The sequence below is a fragment of the Nitrosovibrio sp. Nv6 genome (assembly GCF_900110495.1).
Classification (GTDB): Bacteria; Pseudomonadota; Gammaproteobacteria; order Burkholderiales; family Nitrosomonadaceae; genus Nitrosospira.
In genome coordinates this window covers 115,024-138,304 of the sequence record NZ_FODX01000001.1, presented here as the reverse complement: position 1 = coordinate 138,304, position 23,281 = coordinate 115,024, and the positions used below count along the sequence as shown (strand labels likewise).

The window sequence follows — 23,281 nt, the reverse complement described above, 5'->3', positions numbered from 1 at the left end:
TTTCCCGAATGCTTTTACCTGGAGAGCAGAATTCAGGGAGGGCTTGAGATGTCGGAGAGCGCTTCCGCCACGGCCCCGATATCGGAACCTTCGACGGCAAAATCCCCTAGCGATACGATACCTACTAGCCGCTGATCCGCATCCACAACCGGCAGACGCCTGATCTGATGATCGCTCATGATTTGGGCCGCATCTTCTACAGAATCGTTCTCATCCACCCATATCACCCCTTCGGACATCACATCCCCAACCGGGGTACTGGGATCCTTACCCTCCGCGACTGCCCTGATCGCAATATCGCGATCAGTTATCACCCCGAGTAATTGCTCATCTTCGCCCACAGGCAGCAACCCGAAGTCGCCATCGCGCATTTCCTGAGCTGCTTCCTCGATCGTGGCGAGGGGACTGATTGTCTGCACCTCGGAGCTCATTACCTCACTGATTTTCTGCACTTTAACCTCCTTGTCTAAAGCTCAATGCTATCGCACGCCTCAAGTGATCAAAGGGGTTTGCGGCCACTAATTATTCTAAGCAGAATAACGACGATAGCGATCACCAGAAGAATGTGTATGAAACCACCCATGGTATATGAACTCACTAGCCCCAATAACCACAGGATGACCAAAACAACAGCGATTGTATAAAGCATGATAATTTCCTTTATAGTGAAAATTTATCGGCAAGCGGCTCGGCAGAGGCCAGGCTGAGTCTGGTTAATGTAGGAACATCGCATTGGTTCCGTCGGGTAGCATCCTGAGCGCTTCTGCTGCTTAGTACTCTCTCTTGGCATCGGCTATTGCAGCTGCTTTCGCAGCTTTTGCTTCTTCCACGCAAACATCTTTAGCATTTCCGTCTTTATCGTCACATTTCTCTTTTGCCACCCTGAAATCCGCTTCCGCCTTTGCGGCATCTACTTGATAACGGGCTTTCCTGGAGGGTTTGTACCTGGCTTCGAGATCGGCCTTCGCGACTTCTTCCTTTCCCTTGGCTTCAGCAAGACATATATCCTCGGCATTATCGTCAAGCGAATCGCAGCGCTCCTTGTCCACCTCATATTCACGCTCAATGCGATCAAGGTCAGCTTTATATACATCATATGGCATCTGATGCTCCGCCATCACACCAGCACTACCGGCACTGAACGCCAACCACGCTGCTATCTGAACTACACTGAATTTACGCATGATTTTCCTTGATCGGTTTGGCTGACAATTGGGCGGCACGCCGCAATTCACTGTGCCTGCTCCCGCCCTCAGTACTTCGGAGGATATACATCCTTCTGGCTTCGTTCCCATTCGGAAATTTGCTCCTCCGCTTCTTCCTTGGTGATCCCATACGACTCCTGAATCTTTCCAGAAAGCTGATCTCGTTTTCCTGCAATAGTGTCAAGATGATCGTCGGTCAGCTTGCCCCATTGTTCCTTCACCTTACCTTTGAATTGCTTCCAGTTGCCCTCTATTTGGTCCCAGTTCATTTCGCTGCTCCTTATGCGTCATACATTGATAAAAAATAACAGCGCGTTTTTATTTCTTGACGCTCAGTTCATTGACAACATTCTTGACGCCCTTTACTCCTCGCGCAACCTCTGCAGCCCGGTCTATCTGAGCCGCGTCTGTCACGTACCCGCTAAGCTGGACCTCGCCATCGCGTGTTACGACTGTGACATCGGTGCCATCGACACCCGAGTCCCCCAGCAGCGCGGCTTTGACCTTGGTAGTGATGATTCCATCATCTATCTTTTCACCTACCGTGGTATCGGTGGTCTTCAAGCCTATTTTATTTTCCACGTTTTTTACACCTTCAACACCGCGCGTAACCGTTACGGCGCGATCGATCTGGGCTTGGTTATCCGCGTAACCGCTAAGTTGAACTTCGCCTTTGTGCGTTTCAACCTGGATATCGAGACCCTTGACTTCCTCATCCGCAAGTAGCGCGGACTTTACTTTGGTTGTAATGACGTTATCATCGATATCAGTTCCGACCGTGGTTTTAGGCTCAGGCGCTGGTTCAGTTTTTGGGGCAGGCGCCGCCTCGGGCTTTGGGCCCTTGTCCTCTGTCTTTCCGCAACCAGCCATGGACAAAGCGCCGATGAGGGTGATGGTCAGAACTACTAATTTATTTTGAATATTCATGCCATTTTTCTCCACAGTAGATTTGAATTAATAATTGCCGATGGCTCGCAAAGGCAAATGCTCGGCTCCACACTCTCTATATCCGCAGTTTCATGATCGCGATTCTCAGGCAATGGCTCAGTGCGCTGGCGCACATAAATTGGAAAAATAGAGCGCCGCTGATCTGATCAATATGCGCAGTTGGACCATTCTCACATCGCGACGCAATTGGGGAAACCGAGGCTCCATCAGCATAAATGCCCCGAAGGGGCCTATGCGGTATCTACGTTTGAAGGAGGGGAATAACCTGGAAAGCCCTGAGCGGGCATGAAAAATGGCACAGGATGCCTGGGACCGGCTAATCTATCGAGAATGGCTGGTCACGGCTGTAACTTGTTTTTCCCTCAAGACGATTCAGAAAACATCGAAATATCTGGAAAATTCAGGAATTCAGCAAATTTCGCACCGTATCTACTCAATTTTTCAACATGTTCGGTCTTGCTGGCGGCAGTGGAAGCGGCAGGCTGATTTCCCTGAATCTGGTCAAATACTCCGCCATTGCCGAAATGGGCGTTCTGGGCTTCCTTCCAGCCACCGAAGACTTCTTCGATAGTGAATAAATCGATGGGTGGAAATTGCATCGCATACTTGGCGGCAACCCTCTCATCGCGAGGACGATAATAATGTTTGCCCGCGATATCCTGAGCTTTCGTGGTATAGAGGTAATCAACATAGGCGCGCGCCACCTCGCGCATACCGGTCTGGTCGGCGACGGCGTTAACTACACTGACCGTGGGTTCGGCCAGGATCGACAGAGAGGGCGTAACCACCTCGAACTTATCCCCGCCTTCTTCAGCAATCAGATGAGCTTCGTTCTCCCAAGCCAGCAGCACGTCGCCAATACCGCGTTCGACGAAGGTATTTACCGAGCTGCGCATTCCGGGATCGAGCGACTTGACGTTAGCAAACACTTTTCTGACGAATTCGAGTGCCGTGTCGTCGCTGCCGCCTGGTTGCTTGAGTGCGTAGCCCCATGCCGCCAGGTAATTCCAGCGTGCGCTGCCGGAAGTCTTCGGATTGGGTGTGACCACTTCGATCCCAGATCGCGCGAGGTCGTCCCAATCTCTTAGTTTCTTCGGGTTACCCTTGCGCACCAGAAATACGATAGTCGAAGTAAAAGGTGTATTTTGCGGCAGGGCTTCCTGCCAATTAGGCAATGTGAACTTGCTATTTGTTTTCAACGCATCTACATCATACGACAGAGCAAGCGTTGCCACATCAAGCCCATCCACAGCGGCCCGTATAGGCGCGCCCGATTTGCTTCTGGCTTGTTTGACCGTGACCTCGACGCCTGTCCGCGCTTTCCAGTGTCTGGCAAATGCTTTATTGAAATCTTCGTACATCTTTTGGGTAGGATCGGAATTGCCTCTCTCGGAGATACCGTGCAGCGCCGCGAATGCAGCACCTAAACTGAGCAGAATTGCCGCCACCGCAAAAATAAGACGGGAACGATATGAACGCATCTTTATTTCCTCCAGGATAATAAACACTAGAGAAATTTAACATCCGTTTATTTCAGCAGCATTGCATAAACGTGAAGAAATTGAGTAGTTTCATGGCATCCTCTAGATAAGAAGGCCGGATACCTGAAGAAAAGGAAGGTTAATCCCGCAGGCTTTCTTCAGTAGTGCCGTGAAATAAATGGTGTACCGGGAGCGGTGACGTATAAAATTTAGTCGTCCAACATTGATGAGAATCGCATAGCCGAGAAAAACCCTGTGAATATCAGAAACTTTACCAGTTTTTCCAATGTCGCTCTTGCGTTGCTACTGATAAGTATCGGAGCGCTCGTGTTTCATTCGCTGAACATCCGCGAGGAAATCAACAATGGTGAACGTCATCGATTCCGTGTGATTTTGCTGGTCGATGAGCTGCTTCAAAGCTCTGGAGATCTCACCTATATGGCTCGCAACTATGTGATTACGGAAGACCCGGTGTATGAGCGTTACTATTTCAAAATACTCGATATACGCGACGGGAAACGGCCCCGCCCCCTGAATTATTCCGCGACCTATCTTGTAGCCACAGACGAAACTTCTGTCATAGAGCAGGGTGATACGATTCCATTACTGGAAATGATGCGCCAGGAGGGCTTCAGCGATGAGGAATTTTCCCTATTGCGAGAAGCGAAGGAGAACTCGGATAGATTGGTCAAGATCGAAAAAAAGGCGTTTGCGGCCTTGGCAGGGCGGTATGACGACGGACAGGGCAATTTTACTGTACATGGTAAGCCCAACCGGGAATTCGCAATCAGCTTGCTGTTTGATAAGCGCTACGTCGCGGGCATCTCCAGCATAATGACACCGATCCGGAAGTTCATGAATTTATTCAATGGACGTGTACAGGCGGAATTAAACGCCAGGTCCGCCCGGCTCGAGCGCCAGATGATCTTTGAAATGGTGCTCATCTTCATCGCCCTGCTCGCCACGACAGGCATCATTTTTTATACCCGCCTTGGCATACTACAGCCCTTGGCGGAGCTTGGCCGTCAGGTGGCTGGTATCACCCGCGGTATCCACCCTAGTCGCTACGGCAAAGCTCCGGGTAACGAAGTGGCGAAACTCGGCGAAGCATTAGCGCTGGCAGACGCGGAGAAACGACAGCTTCTTGAGAATGAACGTATTGCCAGAAATGAGGCTGAGCGGGCCAGCCAACTCAAGGACGAGTTTCTGGCAACGCTGTCCCACGAACTGAGAACCCCGCTGAACGCAATTCTGGGATGGTCTCAACTTATCTTGAGCGGAAGCATGAAAAACGAGGACATCCAGCGAGGCCTGGAAACTATCGAAAGAAATGCTCGCGCCCAGAATAAGCTTATAGAAGATCTTCTTGAAATGAGCAGCATAATATCCGGAAAGGTCAGGCTGGATATGCAGCAACTGGACGTTGCCAGTCTGGTCGAGGCAGCGGTCGAGTCGGTCAAACCGACGGCGCAAGCCAAAGGAGTGGCTCTGCAAAAAACAATTGCCCCACACATCGGCCCCATCACGGGGGATTACAATCGGCTTCAGCAGATCTTCTGGAATCTGCTCTCCAACTCGGTAAAGTTTACGCCCAAAGGCGGCAGGATCGAGATTGTAGTTAAGCAATCAAACTCCTTGCTTGAAATCAGGATCAGCGATTCGGGTCTCGGTATCGCTCCGGAGTTCATGCCTTATGTTTTTGATCGCTTCCGACAAGGTGACCCTTCACTTACCCGGCAGTATGGCGGCCTTGGCCTGGGTCTTGCCATTGTCAAGCAACTGGTGGAGCTTCATGGTGGAACAGTTCGGGCAGAAAGCGCCGGTGTCGGACAAGGCTCATCGTTTACCGTGATTCTGCCGCTTTCCATTGCTGGTGATGTGGAAAATGAATTGCCGCTCTTGCGGGAGCACTTTGATGGAAAAGATGCTTCGCTTGCGGGATTGAAAGTGCTGGTGATTGACGACGAACTGGACGCGCGCGAACTCATCAAGCGAATGTTGACTCAGTGTGAAGCGAGGGTGATCACCGCCGCGGGGGCCGCGGAAGGACTGGAGCTTTTGAAGATCGAGAGGCCGGACGTGATTATCAGCGACATCAGCATGCCGGAAAAAAATGGGTATCAATTCATTGTCGAGGTGAGAAGCCTTTCCGCAGAAGATGGCGGCAGGACACCCGCCATCGCACTCACAGCGTTTGCTCGCGCGGAAGATAGAGCCAGAGCCATGAATGCCGGCTATCAGGAGCATCTTCCCAAACCGGTCGACTCATTCGAATTGATCACGGCCATTGATGCTCTTGTCAAGCAAACGTAATTGCCGATGAGAACATCGCATTGGTCGGGAAGATATCCTAACGTAACGCATCCTGTCCCTCAACAATCTTATCTAATCCCGGTTTCAAAATAACTCGATTCCTATTTCGCCGATGCCAATTGCAGGCATCATCCAGGGTGCGCATCGCCATTCCTCTTCAATTTTGCATTCCTTCATTCCAATCTTACTTTATCGTCATATTCTCTTGACAACCTCATTATTCATTTCGATTAATTATCTCAGCTGCATCTTCGCTCCCGCTATTCAAGCTCTCGATTGTTGATGCACCCGTATCATCCCCCTGCGGCAATTTGCCACATGCGGCAATATGTCACATTGATTTGTTGATATGAATAATAAATACTTCTCTGCATCGGTTTTGCTGATGAGCATTACCGGTATGGAGAGATTATTTTCTACCTTTAACCAGCGAGAGATCATATGAAAAAAACACTTCAGTACGCATTTTTCGTGGCCGGCATGGCTTCATTGCCGGCGATGGCCCATGTCGGTTATGGCGGTCGCGATTTTGGAACTTTGATAACACTTACGCCGCTTCCATCCGGATAGATCAGACGGTTACCGGCAACTATGGCCGGATGGACGGAACAGATGCCGACTACGGTGACAGTCATAAATTACGCCCCTACCGCTTCACACTGCTTGAGCTGACTGATGTCACACTTGAGTTCGAGCAGGCTACCTCCCAGGTCACAGATCATCTTGGCAACGTTTCGACGTCTCAACCTGGATTAATACCAGGATTCTCGCTCTACCAGGGCTTGCCCATGTAGCCCCGGTGAAGGCGGATTATGATTCCGCCGAAATATCAGTGGCCAATCGCCCTGATAATACGGAAGGTTCATTCAGAGCTTTGACGGACTGGTCGATTGGAAACGATCCAGGCAGCCTCAACGGCATCCCGATTCCATCCAGTCTGAGCTTTTTCAAGTATATCGGTCATGCCTACGACGGCACGGGTTTCGGTTCGGACGGCGCACCTGACGGCAAGGTTTCACACACTTTTTCGAATCTCGCTGCCGGGGACTACTCGGTATTCGTGGGTGGGGCTGATTATTTTGCTCAGGATATCGCGAACCCCAATCTCCTGACAAAGTACGGCGTTACCGGTACCCTTTTAGCTGGGGTAGTACCTGAGCCGCAAACCTACGCCATGTTGCTGGCCGGATTCGGGTTGATGGGCGTGGTCATAAGGCGACGATCATACGGCCACGCCCTGCACACTGCATCAACATAAGCTATATTCGATGGCACCGCGATAGCGGCGGTCCTGCAATCGCGGCGACTCCTTTATCTCGATATAAACCCTACGTTCCCACGTCAATATCCGATCCACTCTGCGGGAAATTTGCGCCAGGCATATTGGAGAATTTACCGCCCCCTATGAAAAAGTCCGGGAGCGATATAAATCGCTGCCGGACCAAGGGTGCTTTCAAGGAGAGATTCAAGAGACACCCTATGTATTTTCGCGCTATTCCGAAAAATGGTTCGTTCGTCGCTCCACATAAAAACAAGCGTGGATTATTACCCTGCGTGAAACCTCCCCTATCCAGGCGCCAAGCCGTCTAAAGCGCAATCTACACCTTTTCCCACATCACGTTGGACTGCTTTTTTGCCGCCGCGGTAAGTAATTCGATCAGGGGTAACGCCCGGTGGGTAAGGCTTACCGTTTGATCATCCGGCTCCTTGGCTTGAGGCTCATCGCCCGTTTCCGGCGCCCGCTGCTTTTCTTGCTCAATCGCGCGTTTTAATCGATCAAGCACTGCCGGCACATCTTCAGCCAGTATCGCACCGGGCACAGTCCCGCTGTGCCCCATCATCCTCAACAGGCGGTGCGCGACATCGCTGAACATGGTTATATCGGCATAAGCATCGCTTTTAAATATTATCAGCATAAGAACTGGGTAATGAATAAGAAAACGCTTCTGTTCCGGATAAATCGGAGCCGCGATCGGGCGCTGGGAATACCCTTGAAAGTTCCAACCTCCCTCCCGTTATCGGACGATTGCTTCAGTCGCCTGCCCTCATGCGTCCGCACCGAGGTTTCGCTGGCGGTAGGCAGCGAAACCGAGAATAAACAGCCCGGCAATGAACATGGCTGTAACCTGCGGCTCCGGCACGGCACTTATGAAGGCGGATGCGAGAAGAGCATGAGCCCGCGTGGTGGGATGAACGCTATCCCAATAAAGATGCCCGTCTGGATTGTCACAAGAAAATACGAGCAGGGAAACACATGGATCTTGAACGTCCGTGAATCCATAATTGACAGGATTCTGGATTATGTCATTCTGGAAAGAATAAGTATCGAACTGATAAATATCCGTTGTGGGAAAGTTCGAACTGGCGCTCCCCAATTGTGTTGCCAATTCCGTGTTGAAAACCAGTGAATATGCTCGAGCCTCCAATTCTTCGCCCTCGGATCTTGCAAGAGGTGTGTGGCCGAGATCCACGAGATTTGGAACAAGGATATGCCTGGCTCCTGCTGTCGCCAGGGTATTTACATAACCGCCGATATTCTGAGCAGCCGCGACGGGAGAATTGTGCGTCAGATAATCCCCCCCGCCACCCCATACGAGATACAAGGCGTTAGGATCGGCGACACCCCCCGACTCTTCCGCGCTCATATAGTGTTCCAGTTGCTGCTTCATGCCGGGCAGGTTAAAAATTCCTGACTCGGTCGCACTGCCTTCGTCACCACTGTTTCCAATACCGGATGTGGCGCCTCCTACGGCATAGCTGCGGAAATTCGTGCTGGTCACGCCTCCTGGAAAGAGAGACTCCGCCATATATTCGGAGGCTACAGGTCCATTGGAGAGGCGGCCGCCCTCATAAGGCGGACATGGATGAGAAACATCGCAATTACCGCCCAGGATCTTGTAAATGCTTGTAACGGCAGAGGGACTGTCCCCCGCATCCAAGAGACTGTCTCCAAACGCGTGCAGACCGGTGAAAGCGGTAGCTGCCCAGACGTTGCTCCCTGCCGACAACAACGCAAAAAGTGCGACAAATGTCACTCGTGCATTCATGATCAACCTCCCCCATCAAAATTGGTGACAGAAACCGGCCGGGTAGCCGGATCTAATGCTGACGCAAGAATAGCCGAGACTCAATTTTCCGCGCTGCTTTATGTGCGGTACCGGACCTGACCCCGTCTGCCCTCCGTCCGCTCCTCCTCATGAGCATTCGACGGGCAAGGGCCGGTTTTAGTCGCGATTCCTCATCAGGAGTCCAATCAGGATACCAACACCAATTGCCAACCCGACGGTGCGCCACGCATTTTCATGCACATATTCATCGGTTGCCTTTGCCGCGATTTTGGATTTATCGACTACCGAACCTTCAAAATCATGCAAATAATCTTTGGCCAGCTTCAAGTTCTGATCGATCTTGTCGCGCAGGGCCTGAGCCTTTCCCCCGCCCTCGTTGCTCACGAATTTCATCAATTCCTCCGTGTCGGCAATAACCGATTGAAAATCCTTGATGAGCTTTTCTTTACTATCCTTGGCAGTCCTGGCCATCACAATCCTCCATATAAAATTAACATTGTTATTATTGCTATTCAGCAACTGTCTGCTGTTGTGCTCATAAAAAAGCATTCTCCAGCATAAACGCTATATACTCTGTCTACGGTGCGCTCTCCGCCGCAATCGTCGCTATCCGCTGCCGCTATCCGTCCCTTCCTCGCGGTTCACGACCCCTCAAGGACGTTTATATCTTCTTTCCTGACGTCGGTCTGTCGGACACCGCACATACGATTTCTGAATTTGGATGTAACATCAAATCGTGCCGTGCGTCTCATCTAGTCTCATCTACTATCTATCTATCTCATCAACTATCGCACGTGCAATCATAATTATCGAGACAAGCAAATAGCGAGGAATGTAATGACATATATTCATACCCCTGAGATTCATACCCCTGAGACTCATACCCCTGAGTTGTATGCCACCAAGCTTCATACTCCCAGGCAAAACTTGTTTTTGGCTGCTCTCCCCGAGAAGGATTACGAGCGGCTGCAATCCTGCCTTGAACTCGTGTCCCTGCCCCAGGGATGGGCCGTTTACGAAAATGGCGGCGAGTTAGGCCTTGTGTATTTCCCCACTACCAGTATCATTTCCCTGCACATCATTAACGACAAGGGAGAACCGGTAAAGATCGCTGCCATCGGCAAGGAAGGCGTATTCGGCATTTCCATGCTCATGGGGCGAAAAATTACACCAACCCGGGCGATCGTGCAGAGTGCCGGTTTCGGGTACCGACTCAAGGCAGCCAATTTACGAAGAGAATTCGAGCTCGGCAGCCCGTTGCGTTATTTGCTTCAGCATTATACTCAGCGCCTCGCGGCCAAGATCGCCCAAGCCACAATGCCTGCCATTCGCCCGGCTCTCAGACCCGCCATACCTTTGACCGGTTCACCTGCTCCTTTGGCTTAAGTCAGATATAATTCCTATTCCCATTCGTCAAGGCTGACATATCCTCCGCTCTTTTCGGCCTTGACTGTCAAGCTTTCCTGCAGCATCTCAGCCTTGGCTTCCTCACCCGCACCCTGACCCTGCGGCCCGCCCGGCGCAATTGCCGGTCATTTCCTCTGAAATTGTACTCACGCGCGAGAACTGTTTAACCGGACTTCGACCGTATGCGGTGTCCGATCGTCGACAAGAGCAATGGTCAGATCCTGCTGGCCCACTCCATCGACCGTAAGGCTCTCATTTTCCACATCACTAGTCTGTGCAACTGTGATGTGATAGGTCGTTTCGCCATAACGGTATTTCACCGTGAACATATTCCATTCCGCAGGCAGACAGGGGTTGAAGCGCAGTTTCTTATTCTCAAGTGAAAGGCCGAGCAATGTTTCCAGCATCAGCCGGTACAGCCAGCTGGCTGAACCTGTGTACCACGACCATCCGCCGCGACCCGTATGCGGAGGAACCGCATAAACATCAGCGGCAACCACATATGGCTCGGTCTTGTAGACCGAGACCATCTCCGGTGATCGCCCATGATTCACCGGATTAATCATCTCCAGCAGCTCCCATGCGCGCTCATGATCTCTTAACACGGCGAAAGCCATCGTCGCCCAGATGGCCGCATGGGTGTATTGTCCGCCGTTCTCGCGCACGCCGGGCACGTAGCCTTTTATATAACCCGGATTCAAGTGGGACTGATCGAAAGGTGGATCAAGAAGTTGTATGAGACGGGCATCGCGCCGCACGAGATGCTCACTTACCGCTTCCATTGCCAGTCGTTGGCGCTCGGCAGAACCCGCGCCGGACAACACTGACCAGCTTTGCGCGATCGAATCGGTCCGGCATTCGGGATTACTCCGGGAGCCAAGAGGAGAACCATCATCGAAGAAGGCACGGAGATACCATTTTCCATCCCAGCCGTGCTGTTCGATATTTTTACGCAAAAGCTCAGCTTCCTTTTTGCATCGCCCGACAAACGCCGTATCGCCATATTGCTCGGAAAGTTCCGAAAACTGTATAAGGTTGTCATACAGGAAGAAAGCCAGCCAGATGCTTTCGCCGCGCCCGTGGAAACCGACAAGATTCATTCCATCATTCCAGTCGCCAGTACCCATCAAGGGAAGACCGTGTTCGCCGAATCGCAGTCCATGCTCGATGGCGCGCACGCAGTGCTGATATAAAGTTGCGACCTGTTCGGAGTGAACCGGCAGATCATAGTACGACTCCTCATCCGCCGAAACCTGCCGGCCTTCGAGAAAAGAAACGGGCTCATCCAGCACTCCGATATCGCCGGTGGCGGCAACATAACGACAGGTGGCCAGAGGCAGCCACAGATAGTCATCGGAACAGCGGCTTCGGATGCCGCGCCCCGCCGGCGGATGCCACCAATGCTGGACATCACCTTCGATAAACTGGCGCGCCGCCGACCGAAGCAAATGCTCGCGGACAAGAACGGGCTCCGCGTGAACAAGCGACATCACATCCTGCAGTTGATCACGAAATCCGAAGGCTCCTCCCGACTGATAGTAACCGCTGCGTCCCCATAGCCGGCAGGCCATGACCTGATACACCAGCCAGCCGTTGACCATCACGTTTACGGATGGATCGGGCGTTTCCACTTGTATCGTACCGAGCGTGCGAAGCCAGTATTGACGCACTTTTTCCAGTGCCTCATGCGCAACCGCAATCCCGCGGAAGCGTTGAGCAAGCTGGAGAGCATCATCAGCATTGAGCCCGGCGCCCAAACGAAATGCGATCTCCCGCGTCTGACCATCCAGCAATTCAAACGGAATACGGATAGCGCCACAAGGGTCGAAGCCCGCCCCCACCTGGCCGGAGAGGTCCTTCGAGGCCATCGCAGCCGGGTTCGTCAATCTGCCGTTGCGCCCGATAAACTCTGTTCGGTCGCCAGTCACACTGCGTGTATCGTCGTCGACATCAAAAAAAGCGACGCGGCCCGAAAACTCGTTGTTATAAGGATTGCGCGCAAGCAGAACTCCACTTTCGGCATCTATCTCGGTAACGACGTGCATTCTGCTCTTGGCAGGCAGATCGCCCAGCACCCACTCGACGCAGCCCGTTGCAGAGAGCTTGCGAGACCGCCCGGATTCATTACGCACTTTCAGTACCGCAAACTTTACCGGGGCGTCCAGGGCGACATAGATTTCAAGCTCTGAACGAATACCACTCTCGATGTACTCGAAAATGCTGTAACCGAATCCATGCCGGGTAACATATGGCGCTGCTCCCGGCTTCGGTAGAGGCGTCGGCGACCAGAAATTACCGGTTTCTTCGTCCCGCAGGTAATACGCTTCGCCGCTGGAATCGCAAACCGGATCGTTGTCCCACGGAGTCAAACGGAATTCGTGCGCATTTTCATACCAGGTGTATGCTTGCCCGCTCTCGGAAATAACGGTCCCGAACTGCGGATTTGCCAGAATATTCGACCACGGCACGGGGGTTGTCTGACCCTGCCCGGTCGTTATGACGTACTCGCGCGCATCGGAAGTGAAGCCGCCAAAACCATTGTCGAAGAGCAGTTCGCGGCGCGGTAGCTCAACAATTTGATCGGATTCGGGCGGCGGGACGGGCGCCAGCCTGACGGGCGGACGCGGCAATTCGGCCGGGAGCCGGCGGTTCAACTGCTCCACCAGGTTTCCGTTGGTGTCCAGAATAATCGCACGTGCAACGGTTTGCATCAGAATGCGATCTTCCGAGGCAATCTGCTCGGCACGGCGGATGAAAATGCCGCCGGGACGATCGAGCACGTGAGCTTCTGCACTGCCGGCGATCAGTCCCATGATGTGGTCGTGCAGGAGTTGCCGATAACTTGAATGGTCCTCATTCCAGATAACCAGATCGACCGTCAATCCTTTCACACGCCAATAGGAGTGCGCCTGTATCAGTTGTCGCACCAGATTGATATTAGCGACGTCGCTGATCTGGAGCAGCACGATTGGCAAATCACCGGAGATCGAGTATCCCCACAGGCCCGACTGGCCACGCTGGTTCCTGATAAGCACAGCCTCATCAGCACGTAGATAGGAACTCGCGTACAGCACCGAACCGGCCAGTCGGCCGAACAATTGTGCGTCTGTCTCGGTAGCATTGAGTTGATGCAACACAACCAGACTATGCGTCCATGCAAGATCGAAGACTCGATTCGTCAAATTCTGATCCTGATACTTTTCAACCAGATGCATGGCGGCGTGGCGGGAATCACCAGCTCCGGTAACAATATCTATCGTCGCGGACTCCCCCGGTTCGACAGTCAAGCGTTTGCGGATCGCTACTATTGGGTCCAGAACCGAGCCCGCGCCGCCGGAAAGCGGTGCGGAATCCGTCATCGCCCGTGGTGCGGACACATCGTTTCCGCGTCCGATAAACATCATTCGATCCGTCTCGTAGGAAACGGCTTCGGTGGCAACGCCATGGACCATCATAAGGTGGAACATCCATGGAACGGCATCGCTTTGCGAGCGCGGCCGCCTGCTGCATACGATTGCATGCCGGTCCGGCAAAATTTCCGTCTGTACAAAAAGATTGCCGAAGGCCGGCGCCTGTGCGTCAGCCGCGGGCGCCGCCAGCACCACCTCGGCATAAGAGGTGATTTCAATCGTCCGGCTTGTCCATGCGCGATTGGTGATGCGAACCCGACGAAGCTCGATATCATCTTCGGGTGAGACGGAAATCTCGGTATGGGTATCAAAATCAAGGTCGCGCCGCCGGAACTCGACCCGCCCTTCCGAAAAGACGACTCCATAACGCTTGGGTTCCTTTAACGTAGGCTGATAGGTATTCGACCAGAACTCTCCACTCGCGACATCACGCAGATAACAGAAATTTCCCCAGTAATCACAGGTGCTGTCTTCCCGCCAACGGGTAACAGCAAGGTCCTTCCAGCGGCTGCTCCCTCCTCCGCTATTGGTTACCATGACGTGATACCGGCCATTTGACAGAAGCTGTACTTCGGGAATCGCCGTGTTTGCACTCGATAGTATTCGCATCGGCATGTCCGGAAGCTCCTTGCTCACGCGCACATCGGGAAGCTCGGCGGCTTGCGAACGGAAAACAGTAGCCTTGGGGATACGTTCCTGAAGCAGCAGCATTGTTGCCTGAAATAAGGGCTCAGACTCGAATCGCCGCTGCATCGGCCGATCGAGCAACACATACGCAAGGGAAAGCAGGCTCATCCCTTGATGATGAGCCATGAACGAACGGACCACGGCACGCGTCTCGCCACGCCGCAGCCGTGATGGCGTATAATCCACAGCCTCGTAAAAGCCGTATTTACCCGCCATATCCTGGGCAGCCAGCTGCTGCAGGTTACTGCACGCAGCCTCGGGCTCAACCATTAATGCCAGTACCGAAGCATAGGGTGCGATGACCAGGTCTTCCCCAAGACCCCGCTTGAGCCCCAGTCCGGGAACCCCAAACGCGCGATATTGGTAATTGAATTGAACGTCGACCGCGTTGTAGCCCGATTCAGAGACCCCCCAGGGGACGCCGCGTTCCTCGCCGTAGGCGATTTGCCGCGCGACCGCAGCCTTGCAGGTCTGATCAAGGAGCGTGTTATCGAAGGTCGGCATCACCAGCAGCGGCATGAGGTATTCGAACATCGAACCGCTCCAGGAGAGCAACGTGGTCTCCCCGCCGTAGGTGGTAAGGATGCGTCCCAGCGCGAACCAGCTTTCCTGAGGCAATTCCCCTTGCGCAATCGCCACAAAGTTGCAGAGCCTGGCCTCCGACGCAAGCAGATCGTAGTAGCTGCCATCCAGCCGATCTTCCCCCGCGTTATATCCGATCGAGAGCTGTCGTTGCGCATGACTGAACAGGAATTCGTACTCCATTTGCGCCATTTCACCTGCCTGAAGCGCCAGGCGTTCGAGACTGGCCAACCAGTCGCGCGCTACCTCGCTACCCTGGTTGGCGAGTTGCCGTAATGAAGGCGAAGGGATTCCGTCCGCGTGCATTATCCCGGTTTCATTTTGCGTTCCGGCCAGGGCGGACTGCGGTACAAGGCTGGTTAATTCAGCAAGCGCGCTTTCACATTGCTTATTCAGAAGCATCGCCCATTCATGAGCTTCGCTGGAAGTATCAGCGACGGACGCTTCGGCAATCTCGCGAACGATTTCTCCGGAACAGGCCGCCATCCACTCAAGATCGGCACGCGCGCTCGTGATTGTGATCGGGCGCGTCTCTGCTGCAACCGCGAGCGCCATGCCGAATCGTGCGAGAGAGGAATTCGGATCCACGAAATCGGCCGTTTTTTCCAATATCCGCAGCGTATCGGCCAGTCCCAAAAACAATTGTTCGCTGACAATGGGCGCATCGGGTATCTCCAGAAGGCCGGCGCGCATTGTCAGTAGGTGACCAGCCAGGTTGCCGCTGTCCACTGAGGAGATATAGCGCGTCAATGGCGTCCTGGTTTCTGTATCGTACCAATTGTAAAAATGACCGGAATGCCGTTCCAGTGTCTCCATCGACTGCAGCATTTTATCTGTGCGATCAATGAGTTGCCCTGCACCAATGTAGCCGAAGTCGTAGGCGGCAACATTGGCAAGCAGCGCCAGGCCCATGTTGGTAGGCGATGTCCGCCGCGCGACGGTTGGGACCGGATGCTCCTGAAAATTATCCGGCGGCAGCCAATTATCCTGCGGTCCGATATAAGTTTCGAAGAAGAACCAGGTTCGCCGTGCAACCTGGCGCAGGAAGTGTATTTGTCCATCGCTCAACTCCGAGCCCCGCAGCGGCAACGGCTGACTTACCCACCACGCGATGGCGGGAGATCCCGCCCATAACAGCAGTACCGGTATGGCGGCCATTAATGCATAGGGTGCTGTCATCACCATTCCTGCCACCGACAAAACCACGGTCACGGGTGCTATCCACATAGATCGAAAGGAAGCACCCGGCCCGGCCAGCCCGTTCCTTGCGATCACGGAACCTGACTCGCGCTCGATGTAGTGGGAGGGATTCCACTCGAGCAGTCGGCGGCGTGTGATGAAAAGCCGTACGTGGGTACGTATTACCGCATCGAGGCTGAAATAAGCCTCGTATGGAAGACAGGCCAGTGTGAATAATATTTGTCCGAAGTGCCGTTCCGCCGCGCGCATTGAGGTGATAGTGTGCGACCGCCATGCGACTTCGGCCGGTTTCTTCAAAAGATCGGAGATGACGTCTATCACGGCAGGGATAGCGAGCGCACCGATAACGATCAGCGTCCAGAACCATGCGTGGGGCAGTGCCATCCACCCTAACAACAGGAGTAGCGTCAAGGCGACCGGCACCAGGCTGCGCCGGAGATTGTCCATCAGTTTCCATCTGGACAGCGCGGATAGCGGGTTTGGGTGATAGCTTTCCAGCGCCCCCGGTACTCGCCACAACAACCAGCTCGCGAGTTGCCAGTCTCCTCGAATCCATCGGTGGCGACGGCTTACATCCGCGCTGTAGCGGGACGGGAACCCCTCATATAGCTGGACATCGCTTATCAACCCTGCCCGTGCATAGCACCCTTCCAGAAGATCGTGACTTAGAATCCGGTTTTCAGGAAAGCGACGGCAAACAGTCTGCTCGAATGCGTCAACGTCATAAATTCCCTTTCCGATAAATGATCCCTCATAGAAAAGATCCTGATAAACGTCGGAGACAACTCGGGTGTATGGATCGATGCCAGCCTCGCCGCCGAAAAGCCATGCGTATCTTGATTGATTGGTACTCGAGAGACTTACCGCGACCCGCGGTTGCAGAATTCCATAGCCCTCTGTTACCAGCATCGCGTCTCCGTCTGCGCTCATTGTGTCAAGCCTGGGACGGTTCAACGGATGAGCCATCGCACCAATAAGTTGATGGGCAGTCTCCCGCGGCAACTGAGTATCAGTGTCGAGCGTGATGACGTACTTCACGGTGGGCAGCACAGCTGTGTTGCCAACGATCAGGCAAAATGCATCCCCCCCCGCGCCCCGCAACAGCGAGTTCAAGTCCGCGAGCTTTCCCCGTTTGCGCTCCTGACCCATCCAGAGACGCTCCTGTCCATTCCACCTGCGGGGACGGTGAAAAAGAAAAAATTGACCATTCTGATGTATTACCGTTGAGTCCTTTGCTTCAACCCTGCTATCGCCAGGCGCGCTGAAATATTTCTTATTCAGCTCTTCAATGCCGGCTCGAGCAAGCTTCAACAAGGATTCATCTTCAGGCAGCGTTTCCAGATTCGCGTCCTTGAAATCCGTCAATAAAGCGAAATCAAGGTTAACGTCGCGATTGGCCAAAAATCGTACTTCAAGCGCTTCAATAAGGTTCAGGATATCCGACTCGTTGGTCAGCATGGTGGGAACCACTACCAGTGTCCGCAATGTGGGAGGGATACCCTTGGAAAAATCCATTCGCGACAGGTAATGAGGCCTCACCAACAAAGGGGTAATCCAATTGACCAGTGATACGGCAAGCTGACTCATTGCAAAGAGCGACAGCACGCCTGCTGCCGCCAGCAACCAACCGCTCGCACCGTCGGAGTACGCTTCGAACAGCAGCATACTGACCAGGGTCAGCGTGATCAGCCCGATAGCGCCGAGATAGCAGAAAAGCGGATACTGGCGGCCAGTCCGCCAAAATTTCTCCCGGAGCGATGGACTTACCTGTGCTGCCTTCTCAAGGTCAGGCAAGCCCCTGTCAACCAGGTAAAACCCGACATGCGCCCTGGCACTGTCGTTCTCGTTTTTCGCAGCCTCGCGTGCCAGTCGAAGAGCCAGTCGGGCCACTTCCACTTCCGATACCGGGCTAGCCTTGGCAAGTCGCTCCACCGCGTGTCGATAATGATCGCGGCTCGCAAAATCCATTCGGCCATAGACACCATCCGGATCCTCTCGCAACGTCTGTTCCACGATACTCGTGGTTTCGACAAATTCACGCCAGTCGATGCCGCCCAGCTTGCGCAAGCTGTTAATGCTGTTGGATATCGAGACTTGGTCAGCTGCCTGTTGCTGATTTCCCAGCTGCACCATCTGGTCGATGGTTTGATTCGATTCCGCCAGCCTTTGCTCGATCCAGGTCAATGGAAGCGCCAGGCTCGGGCCCTGCCCCTGCAGCCGGCGTGCCAGTTCGGAAATGAAAGGGGTGGTCATTGGCGGATTGGACCGCGCCATGTCGGCAATGACAAGAACCAGGCTTTTGGGATCTTTTTCGGCAACCTTGGTTATTTCGTCAGCCCAGGCATCGGCAAGATTCCGGTCTATCCTCCCGGCAGCGACATGTACGCCGACGCGGCGGAGATTTTCGATCAAGGCCAGCCGCAGCATGATCGGGATAGCCCATAATTCGCCCAGCTGCAGGTTGGCAACAGCCTGATACGCAGCGACAAAACGCCTGAGACTCTCCGTATCTACCCTGCCATCGCCGTGTGAAATCGCTTGCAGAGCAATGTCATATACCCGCGGCAGATCTGCCGAGGTCCCGTTTGCGAGAAGAGGTAATTCCCGGCTATAGCTTTTGGGAAGATGTCGCCTGGCCGTACGGATCTGCTCTTCTATCAGATAGAAGTTGTCGTAAAGCCACTCGCCTGCTGGCGTCAGCAGTTGGTCCGCTGTTACCGCTTCAGTCAGCACATTGCAGATATCGAAAAGCGTCTTTTCGTTCTCATCCAGCCGCGCGAGAAGCTGAGCCGTGCCGCGGCTCGAGGATACCTCGTGGGAGGCCGCGAGGATGCCGCCATACAACTCCATCTGATCACCGCTGAATAGCTCGGAACGTAATGGCAGCTCTTCACTGATCGGCGCGGACTGCCTTCTGATTTTACGAAGCCGGGCAGGAACGGAGAGTAAAAGCTCGGAAACAGGTGTGGCTCTAACTTTCAATTGGAAGATTCTCCGGCCCACGATTCATTGAATAGCGCGATCAAAATGCTAGCCCTTGGCGATGGGAGACAGATATGGGACTTTGTAACGTCGTGGTCTCGTCTTGATTCCGGAGGATGCGATAATCTCACCCCGGATGCGTAATTCCCTCAACCGCAGAGCGATGGTGATATGAGGGGAAGGAAGAATGCTTCCGGAGTATTACCAGGCTCCTTGCTGCAGGCAAAAATTTACACGAGGGAAGCCTTGTTCGTTCAGTCCCCATGCAGTCTTTACTTGACTTGCATGAAAATCTTCACGGTCCCGCGTACCCCCCGCGTACCCTAAGGCAACGTACGCCTTATACCTAAGGGTAGCATATGGCATTGTATTTCTCGCAACCTCTGCCGGCCTTGATATGTCAACGTATTATTGCGTCCTTGCCATTCGCCAGGTTGCCGGGACGCCAGGTTGTTGGGGCGCCCCAAAGCGTCGCGCTTTTATTCCTTGGTGTAATGATAAAGTCCTGACTCATCTGTAGTATGTACGCTAGCGCACAAAATGCTGACCCATAAAAATGGAATACTCGCAAAAGCTCTACTTGACAGGATTGCATCTCAGGATAGATGCTATCATAAGTCTGGATGGGAACCGGCAGGCAAAAGGGAATAGGGAATAGGATCAGGGAAACAGGAGCCCCAAGCATTTGCGATTAGATTCCATTTTTTTGCGCCGGCTGCGCTTATTTTTTACATTTCTGTAGCGGATGCTTAGTTCTCCCCCACATCAGCCTAACCAGAACCATCTCCTCGCCGCTTTGCCGGCGGCCGAACTTGAACGTTTAAAGCCGCATCTCGAACTGATCCATTTGCCACTTGGTGATGTTCTTTGTGAATCCGGCGGCCGGCTTCCCTACGTCTACTTTCCCACCTCCACAATCATTTCCCTCCACTACATTCTGGAGAATGGCGCATCGTCGGAGATTGCGGGAGTAGGCAATGAGGGCATGCTCGGTATTTCGCTGTTCATGGGAGGTGAAAGCACACCGAGTTGGGCCACAGTGCAAACGGCTGGTCACGGCTACCGGCTGAAGGCTGCACTTCTATTGCAAGAGTTTAACCAGGGAGGGCCGGTCCAGCGCTTGCTGTTGCGTTACACTCAAGCGCTTATTACACAGATTTCCCAGACAGCGGTATGCAACAGACACCATACGATCGAGCAACAGCTGTGTCGTTGGCTTTTATTGACGCTGGATCGATTGAATTCGGAGGAGTTGGTCATGACTCAGGAATTGATCGCGAGCATGCTCGGCGTGCGACGGGAAGGTATTACAGAGGCTGCCGGAAAATTGCAACAAGCGGAAATTATTCGTTACCGTCGTGGCCACATTACTGTACTGGACAGAACCGGGTTGGAAGCGCACGTCTGCGAATGCTATGACGTTGTCAAGAAAGAATTTGACCGCTTGTTTCGCGACGTGCGAAAGTACTAGCAATCTGTCGGACTTAAAGGAAATCGGCTGCAAAAGCGTCTGGCTGGTCCATATTTCGCCGCTTTTTCGGCCGATAGAATAACTATTGGCCTTCAAAACCGTCAAAATCTGTCCTCACCCAGTCACTTTTTCGCTTCGATTCTTCAAGTCCGACAGGCTGCCAGCACTCGTACGCACTGCCAATATCCTTTCGGGGCCTCAGTCTCCCCCTTCTGACATTTCTGGACAAGCAAAGTCCAGATTCCAAGTTTCACCTCCAGCTGCCTCGCATTGAAGCATTTCCTTTCTTGTAAAACCCCTGCTGTGCGTTTGCAGCAAATCACGGCTTATTCAAAGATTCTCCAATGTGCGATGACGTACTGAAACTCGCCACCCGCGGCAGTATTATCGTTCGTTCGAACTACTGATGGCTCATTTTACTTCCCGGATTACGAATCCTGCAGACATGAGAGCCCGTACAAAGAGAAGATTGTCCGTCTTCGGCACGTTATCGTTATTTGTGCTGCTTGTCATAATTTTCGTCATCTGGTTTGACTGGAATATGATGAAGCCATACATAGAGCGCCAGGTCACCGAAAAAACAGATCGCGAATTCGTTATCCGGGGCGATCTGGATGTCAGGTTGTCACTAAACCCGTTGATCAGTGCCGAAGGGATCTCGCTTGCCAATGCGGAATGGGGAACTGAGCAGCCAATGCTCGGGGTGGATAAGGTTGCGTTCAGGATCAGCCTTTGGGATCTGCTTCTGGGGGATATCGTATTGCCTGAAGTATCCATATCCCACCCGAAAATCATCCTTGAGAAAAGTGTGGATGGAAAGCGTAACTGGGATTTGAAAAAAGAAGAGGAAAAGAAAGCGGAATTACCGGAAATCGGAAAGCTCATCCTGGATCAGGGCAAGCTTATCTTTCGCGACCCGAAGACCGAAACTGACATAACAGCGAGCATAAACAACGAATCCGGTGCGGACGTGCGGGATATGCCGCTTGATGTGGCCGCAGAAGGCAAGTTCACCGGTTTGCAGTTCAAGGCTCAAGCCCAGGGTGGCGCAGTTATATCGCTCACGGACAAGACATATCCCTATCCCATCAAGGCGAGCGCGGAAGTAGGAACAACCCGCGCGACGATTGACGGCACGGTTACGCGGGTTGCCAAGTTGCCCGCAATGGACTTGAACGTGGATATCCGCGGCGAGGATCTATCCGCGCTCTACCCGATTGTGGGGATTGTCATTTTCCCCTCGCCGCCATACCACATATCAGGACGGCTTTTGCATCAAAAAACCGAATGGTCCATGAAAGGATTTTCGGGAACGGTAGGCAAAAGCGATCTCGGCGGCGACATACTTTTTGATACGGGCGGTGAGCGCCCGATGTTACGTGGCGACGTCGTATCCCAAGTTCTGGATCTGAACGATTTAAGGGGTTTTATCGGCGCCAGACGCGCGCCCCAGCCGCAGGACACTCCAGCGGAGAAACAGGAAAAGAAAGCCTCGATAGAAGCTCAGCGCCATCGTGTTCTACCTGACAAGAAATTTCAGGTGGATCGGTTGCAGGCCATGGACGCGGACGTCAAATTCACGGGCAAATCCATCCGTAACAAGGATTTGCCAGTTGAACATCTGGTGGCGCATCTCAAAGTGGATAACGGGCTACTGACGCTCGATCCTGCCAACTTCTCGGTTGCAGGGGGAAATATCGTTTCAAACCTCACCATAAATGCTCGCAATGAAACCCCGGCCGGTGAAGCTGAGGTGGATTTTAAAAGGCTGCAGTTACCGAAGCTTTTCCCCAAGATCGAACTTACCGAGGGCAGCAAGGGTGTAATTGGCGGCAAAATGAAATTGAAGGGTCAGGGAGAATCGGTCGGAGCGCTTCTGGCGTCGGCGGATGGCCGCTTTGGGTTAATCATGGCTGGAGGGCAGATCAGTAATCTGATGCTGGAAATCATAGGACTCGACGGAGCCGAAATCATGAAGTTTCTGGTTACCGGAGACAAAAACGTCAAGGTTCGTTGCGCTGTAAGCGATTTCGATATCAAGAACGGCATAATGACCAGCGAGGTCTTCATCATTGACACAGCCGACACCAATATTATTGGCGAAGGGCAGATAAGCTTGGTTGAAGAAACCATCGATATGAAGTTGTCTCCTCAGCCCAAAGACTTCAGTATTGTCAGTCTCCGTACACCTGTCCATATTGGCGGTACTTTCAAGGATCCCACGGTCTATCCGGACAAGATGTTGGCGATACGCGTTGGCGCGGCAGTATTGCTGGGTATTTTTGCAACGCCCGTCGCTGCGCTGATACCGCTGATCGAGACGGGTCCGGGTGAGGATAATAATTGCAGGGCATTGATTGCCTCGGTGGAAAAACCACTGCCGAAGAAATCCCAAAAGAAAGAGACTCGAGCCGGGAAACCCTGAGAAAGGTCGTGGCGCCAGGTGGCGGTAGCGGTGGCGCTTGTTCAGCAAACTCGGACTACTGGGTATCCCCTTACTTAGATCACTCCCTCTCTTATGTGTGTC

General features: G+C 53.1%; 17 protein-coding genes. 7 read left to right on the top strand and 10 right to left on the bottom strand.

Translation table 11 applies throughout. The features are described from left to right. Nucleotides 1-32 precede the first annotated feature (32 nt). From BMX66_RS00650 to BMX66_RS00630, 6 genes are all read right to left on the bottom strand, one after another. Entirely contained in the window at nucleotides 33-452 is a 420-nt protein-coding gene (locus BMX66_RS00650) for a CBS domain-containing protein (RefSeq protein WP_090877397.1), read from the bottom strand. 47 nt (nucleotides 453-499) lie between these two features. Continuing rightward, entirely contained in the window at nucleotides 500-649 is a 150-nt protein-coding gene (locus BMX66_RS15230; protein ID WP_121169229.1) for a lmo0937 family membrane protein, read from the bottom strand. A 121-nt stretch (nucleotides 650-770) separates the two neighbouring features. After that, nucleotides 771-1,184, bottom strand: coding sequence for a hypothetical protein (locus BMX66_RS00645; RefSeq protein WP_090877395.1), 414 nt, complete (start codon nucleotides 1,182-1,184; stop codon nucleotides 771-773). Nucleotides 1,185-1,252: 68 nt separating this feature from the next. After that, the gene (locus tag BMX66_RS00640) at nucleotides 1,253-1,474 is read right to left on the bottom strand and encodes a CsbD family protein (RefSeq protein WP_090877393.1); all 222 of its coding nucleotides are present in this window, start codon (nucleotides 1,472-1,474) and stop codon (nucleotides 1,253-1,255) included. 49 nt (nucleotides 1,475-1,523) lie between these two features. Further along, a complete protein-coding gene (locus tag BMX66_RS00635) occupies nucleotides 1,524-2,132 on the bottom strand; it encodes a BON domain-containing protein (protein ID WP_090877391.1) in 609 nt (202 codons plus the stop codon). 383 nt (nucleotides 2,133-2,515) lie between these two features. Beyond that, a complete protein-coding gene (locus BMX66_RS00630; RefSeq protein WP_090877389.1) occupies nucleotides 2,516-3,634 on the bottom strand; it encodes a sulfate ABC transporter substrate-binding protein in 1,119 nt (372 codons plus the stop codon). 255 nt (nucleotides 3,635-3,889) lie between these two features. On the opposite strand from BMX66_RS00630, the gene BMX66_RS00625 reads away from it, so the two are divergent. The 4 genes from BMX66_RS00625 (at nucleotide 3,890) to BMX66_RS15875 (ending at nucleotide 7,205) form a co-directional block, all read left to right on the top strand. Next, on the top strand, nucleotides 3,890-5,947 hold the full coding sequence (locus tag BMX66_RS00625) for an ATP-binding response regulator (protein ID WP_090877387.1): 2,058 nt from the start codon (nucleotides 3,890-3,892) through the stop codon (nucleotides 5,945-5,947). Between the two features lie 441 nt (nucleotides 5,948-6,388). Further along, a complete protein-coding gene (locus BMX66_RS15885; RefSeq protein WP_255398733.1) occupies nucleotides 6,389-6,517 on the top strand; it encodes a hypothetical protein in 129 nt (42 codons plus the stop codon). 29 nt (nucleotides 6,518-6,546) lie between these two features. Beyond that, nucleotides 6,547-6,741: a hypothetical protein gene (locus tag BMX66_RS15880; protein ID WP_255398732.1), complete on the top strand. Its 195-nt coding sequence runs from the start codon at nucleotides 6,547-6,549 to the stop codon at nucleotides 6,739-6,741. A gap of 38 nt (nucleotides 6,742-6,779) precedes the next feature. Then, complete coding sequence (locus BMX66_RS15875) at nucleotides 6,780-7,205, top strand: FxDxF family PEP-CTERM protein (RefSeq protein ID WP_255398731.1); 426 nt, start codon at nucleotides 6,780-6,782, stop codon at nucleotides 7,203-7,205. A gap of 340 nt (nucleotides 7,206-7,545) precedes the next feature. Here BMX66_RS15875 and BMX66_RS00615 read toward each other — a convergent pair whose 3' ends face one another. The 3 genes from BMX66_RS00615 to BMX66_RS00605 form a co-directional block, all read right to left on the bottom strand. Then, the gene (locus BMX66_RS00615; RefSeq protein ID WP_090877385.1) at nucleotides 7,546-7,863 is read right to left on the bottom strand and encodes a DUF1840 domain-containing protein; all 318 of its coding nucleotides are present in this window, start codon (nucleotides 7,861-7,863) and stop codon (nucleotides 7,546-7,548) included. 129 nt (nucleotides 7,864-7,992) lie between these two features. Further along, nucleotides 7,993-8,994, bottom strand: a complete 1,002-nt coding sequence (locus BMX66_RS00610; RefSeq protein ID WP_090877383.1) for an SGNH/GDSL hydrolase family protein — start codon at nucleotides 8,992-8,994, stop codon at nucleotides 7,993-7,995. A gap of 177 nt (nucleotides 8,995-9,171) precedes the next feature. After that, nucleotides 9,172-9,486, bottom strand: coding sequence for an ElaB/YgaM/YqjD family protein (locus tag BMX66_RS00605; RefSeq protein ID WP_090877381.1), 315 nt, complete (start codon nucleotides 9,484-9,486; stop codon nucleotides 9,172-9,174). A gap of 366 nt (nucleotides 9,487-9,852) precedes the next feature. Between BMX66_RS00605 and BMX66_RS00600 the strand changes: the two genes are divergently transcribed. After that, the gene (locus tag BMX66_RS00600; RefSeq protein ID WP_255398730.1) at nucleotides 9,853-10,401 is read left to right on the top strand and encodes a Crp/Fnr family transcriptional regulator; all 549 of its coding nucleotides are present in this window, start codon (nucleotides 9,853-9,855) and stop codon (nucleotides 10,399-10,401) included. Between the two features lie 167 nt (nucleotides 10,402-10,568). On the opposite strand, the gene BMX66_RS00595 is transcribed toward BMX66_RS00600, so the two are convergent. After that, nucleotides 10,569-19,283: a glycoside hydrolase family 94 protein gene (locus BMX66_RS00595; protein ID WP_090877379.1), complete on the bottom strand. Its 8,715-nt coding sequence runs from the start codon at nucleotides 19,281-19,283 to the stop codon at nucleotides 10,569-10,571. A 745-nt stretch (nucleotides 19,284-20,028) separates the two neighbouring features. Between BMX66_RS00595 and BMX66_RS00585 the strand changes: the two genes are divergently transcribed. Next, nucleotides 20,029-20,754 carry a Crp/Fnr family transcriptional regulator gene (locus BMX66_RS00585; RefSeq protein ID WP_090877375.1) on the top strand — a complete coding sequence of 242 codons (726 nt, stop codon included), beginning with the start codon at nucleotides 20,029-20,031 and terminating at the stop codon, nucleotides 20,752-20,754. 445 nt (nucleotides 20,755-21,199) lie between these two features. Beyond that, nucleotides 21,200-23,179: an AsmA family protein gene (locus BMX66_RS00580; RefSeq protein ID WP_090879606.1), complete on the top strand. Its 1,980-nt coding sequence runs from the start codon at nucleotides 21,200-21,202 to the stop codon at nucleotides 23,177-23,179. The last annotated feature ends 102 nt before the right edge of the window (nucleotides 23,180-23,281 follow it).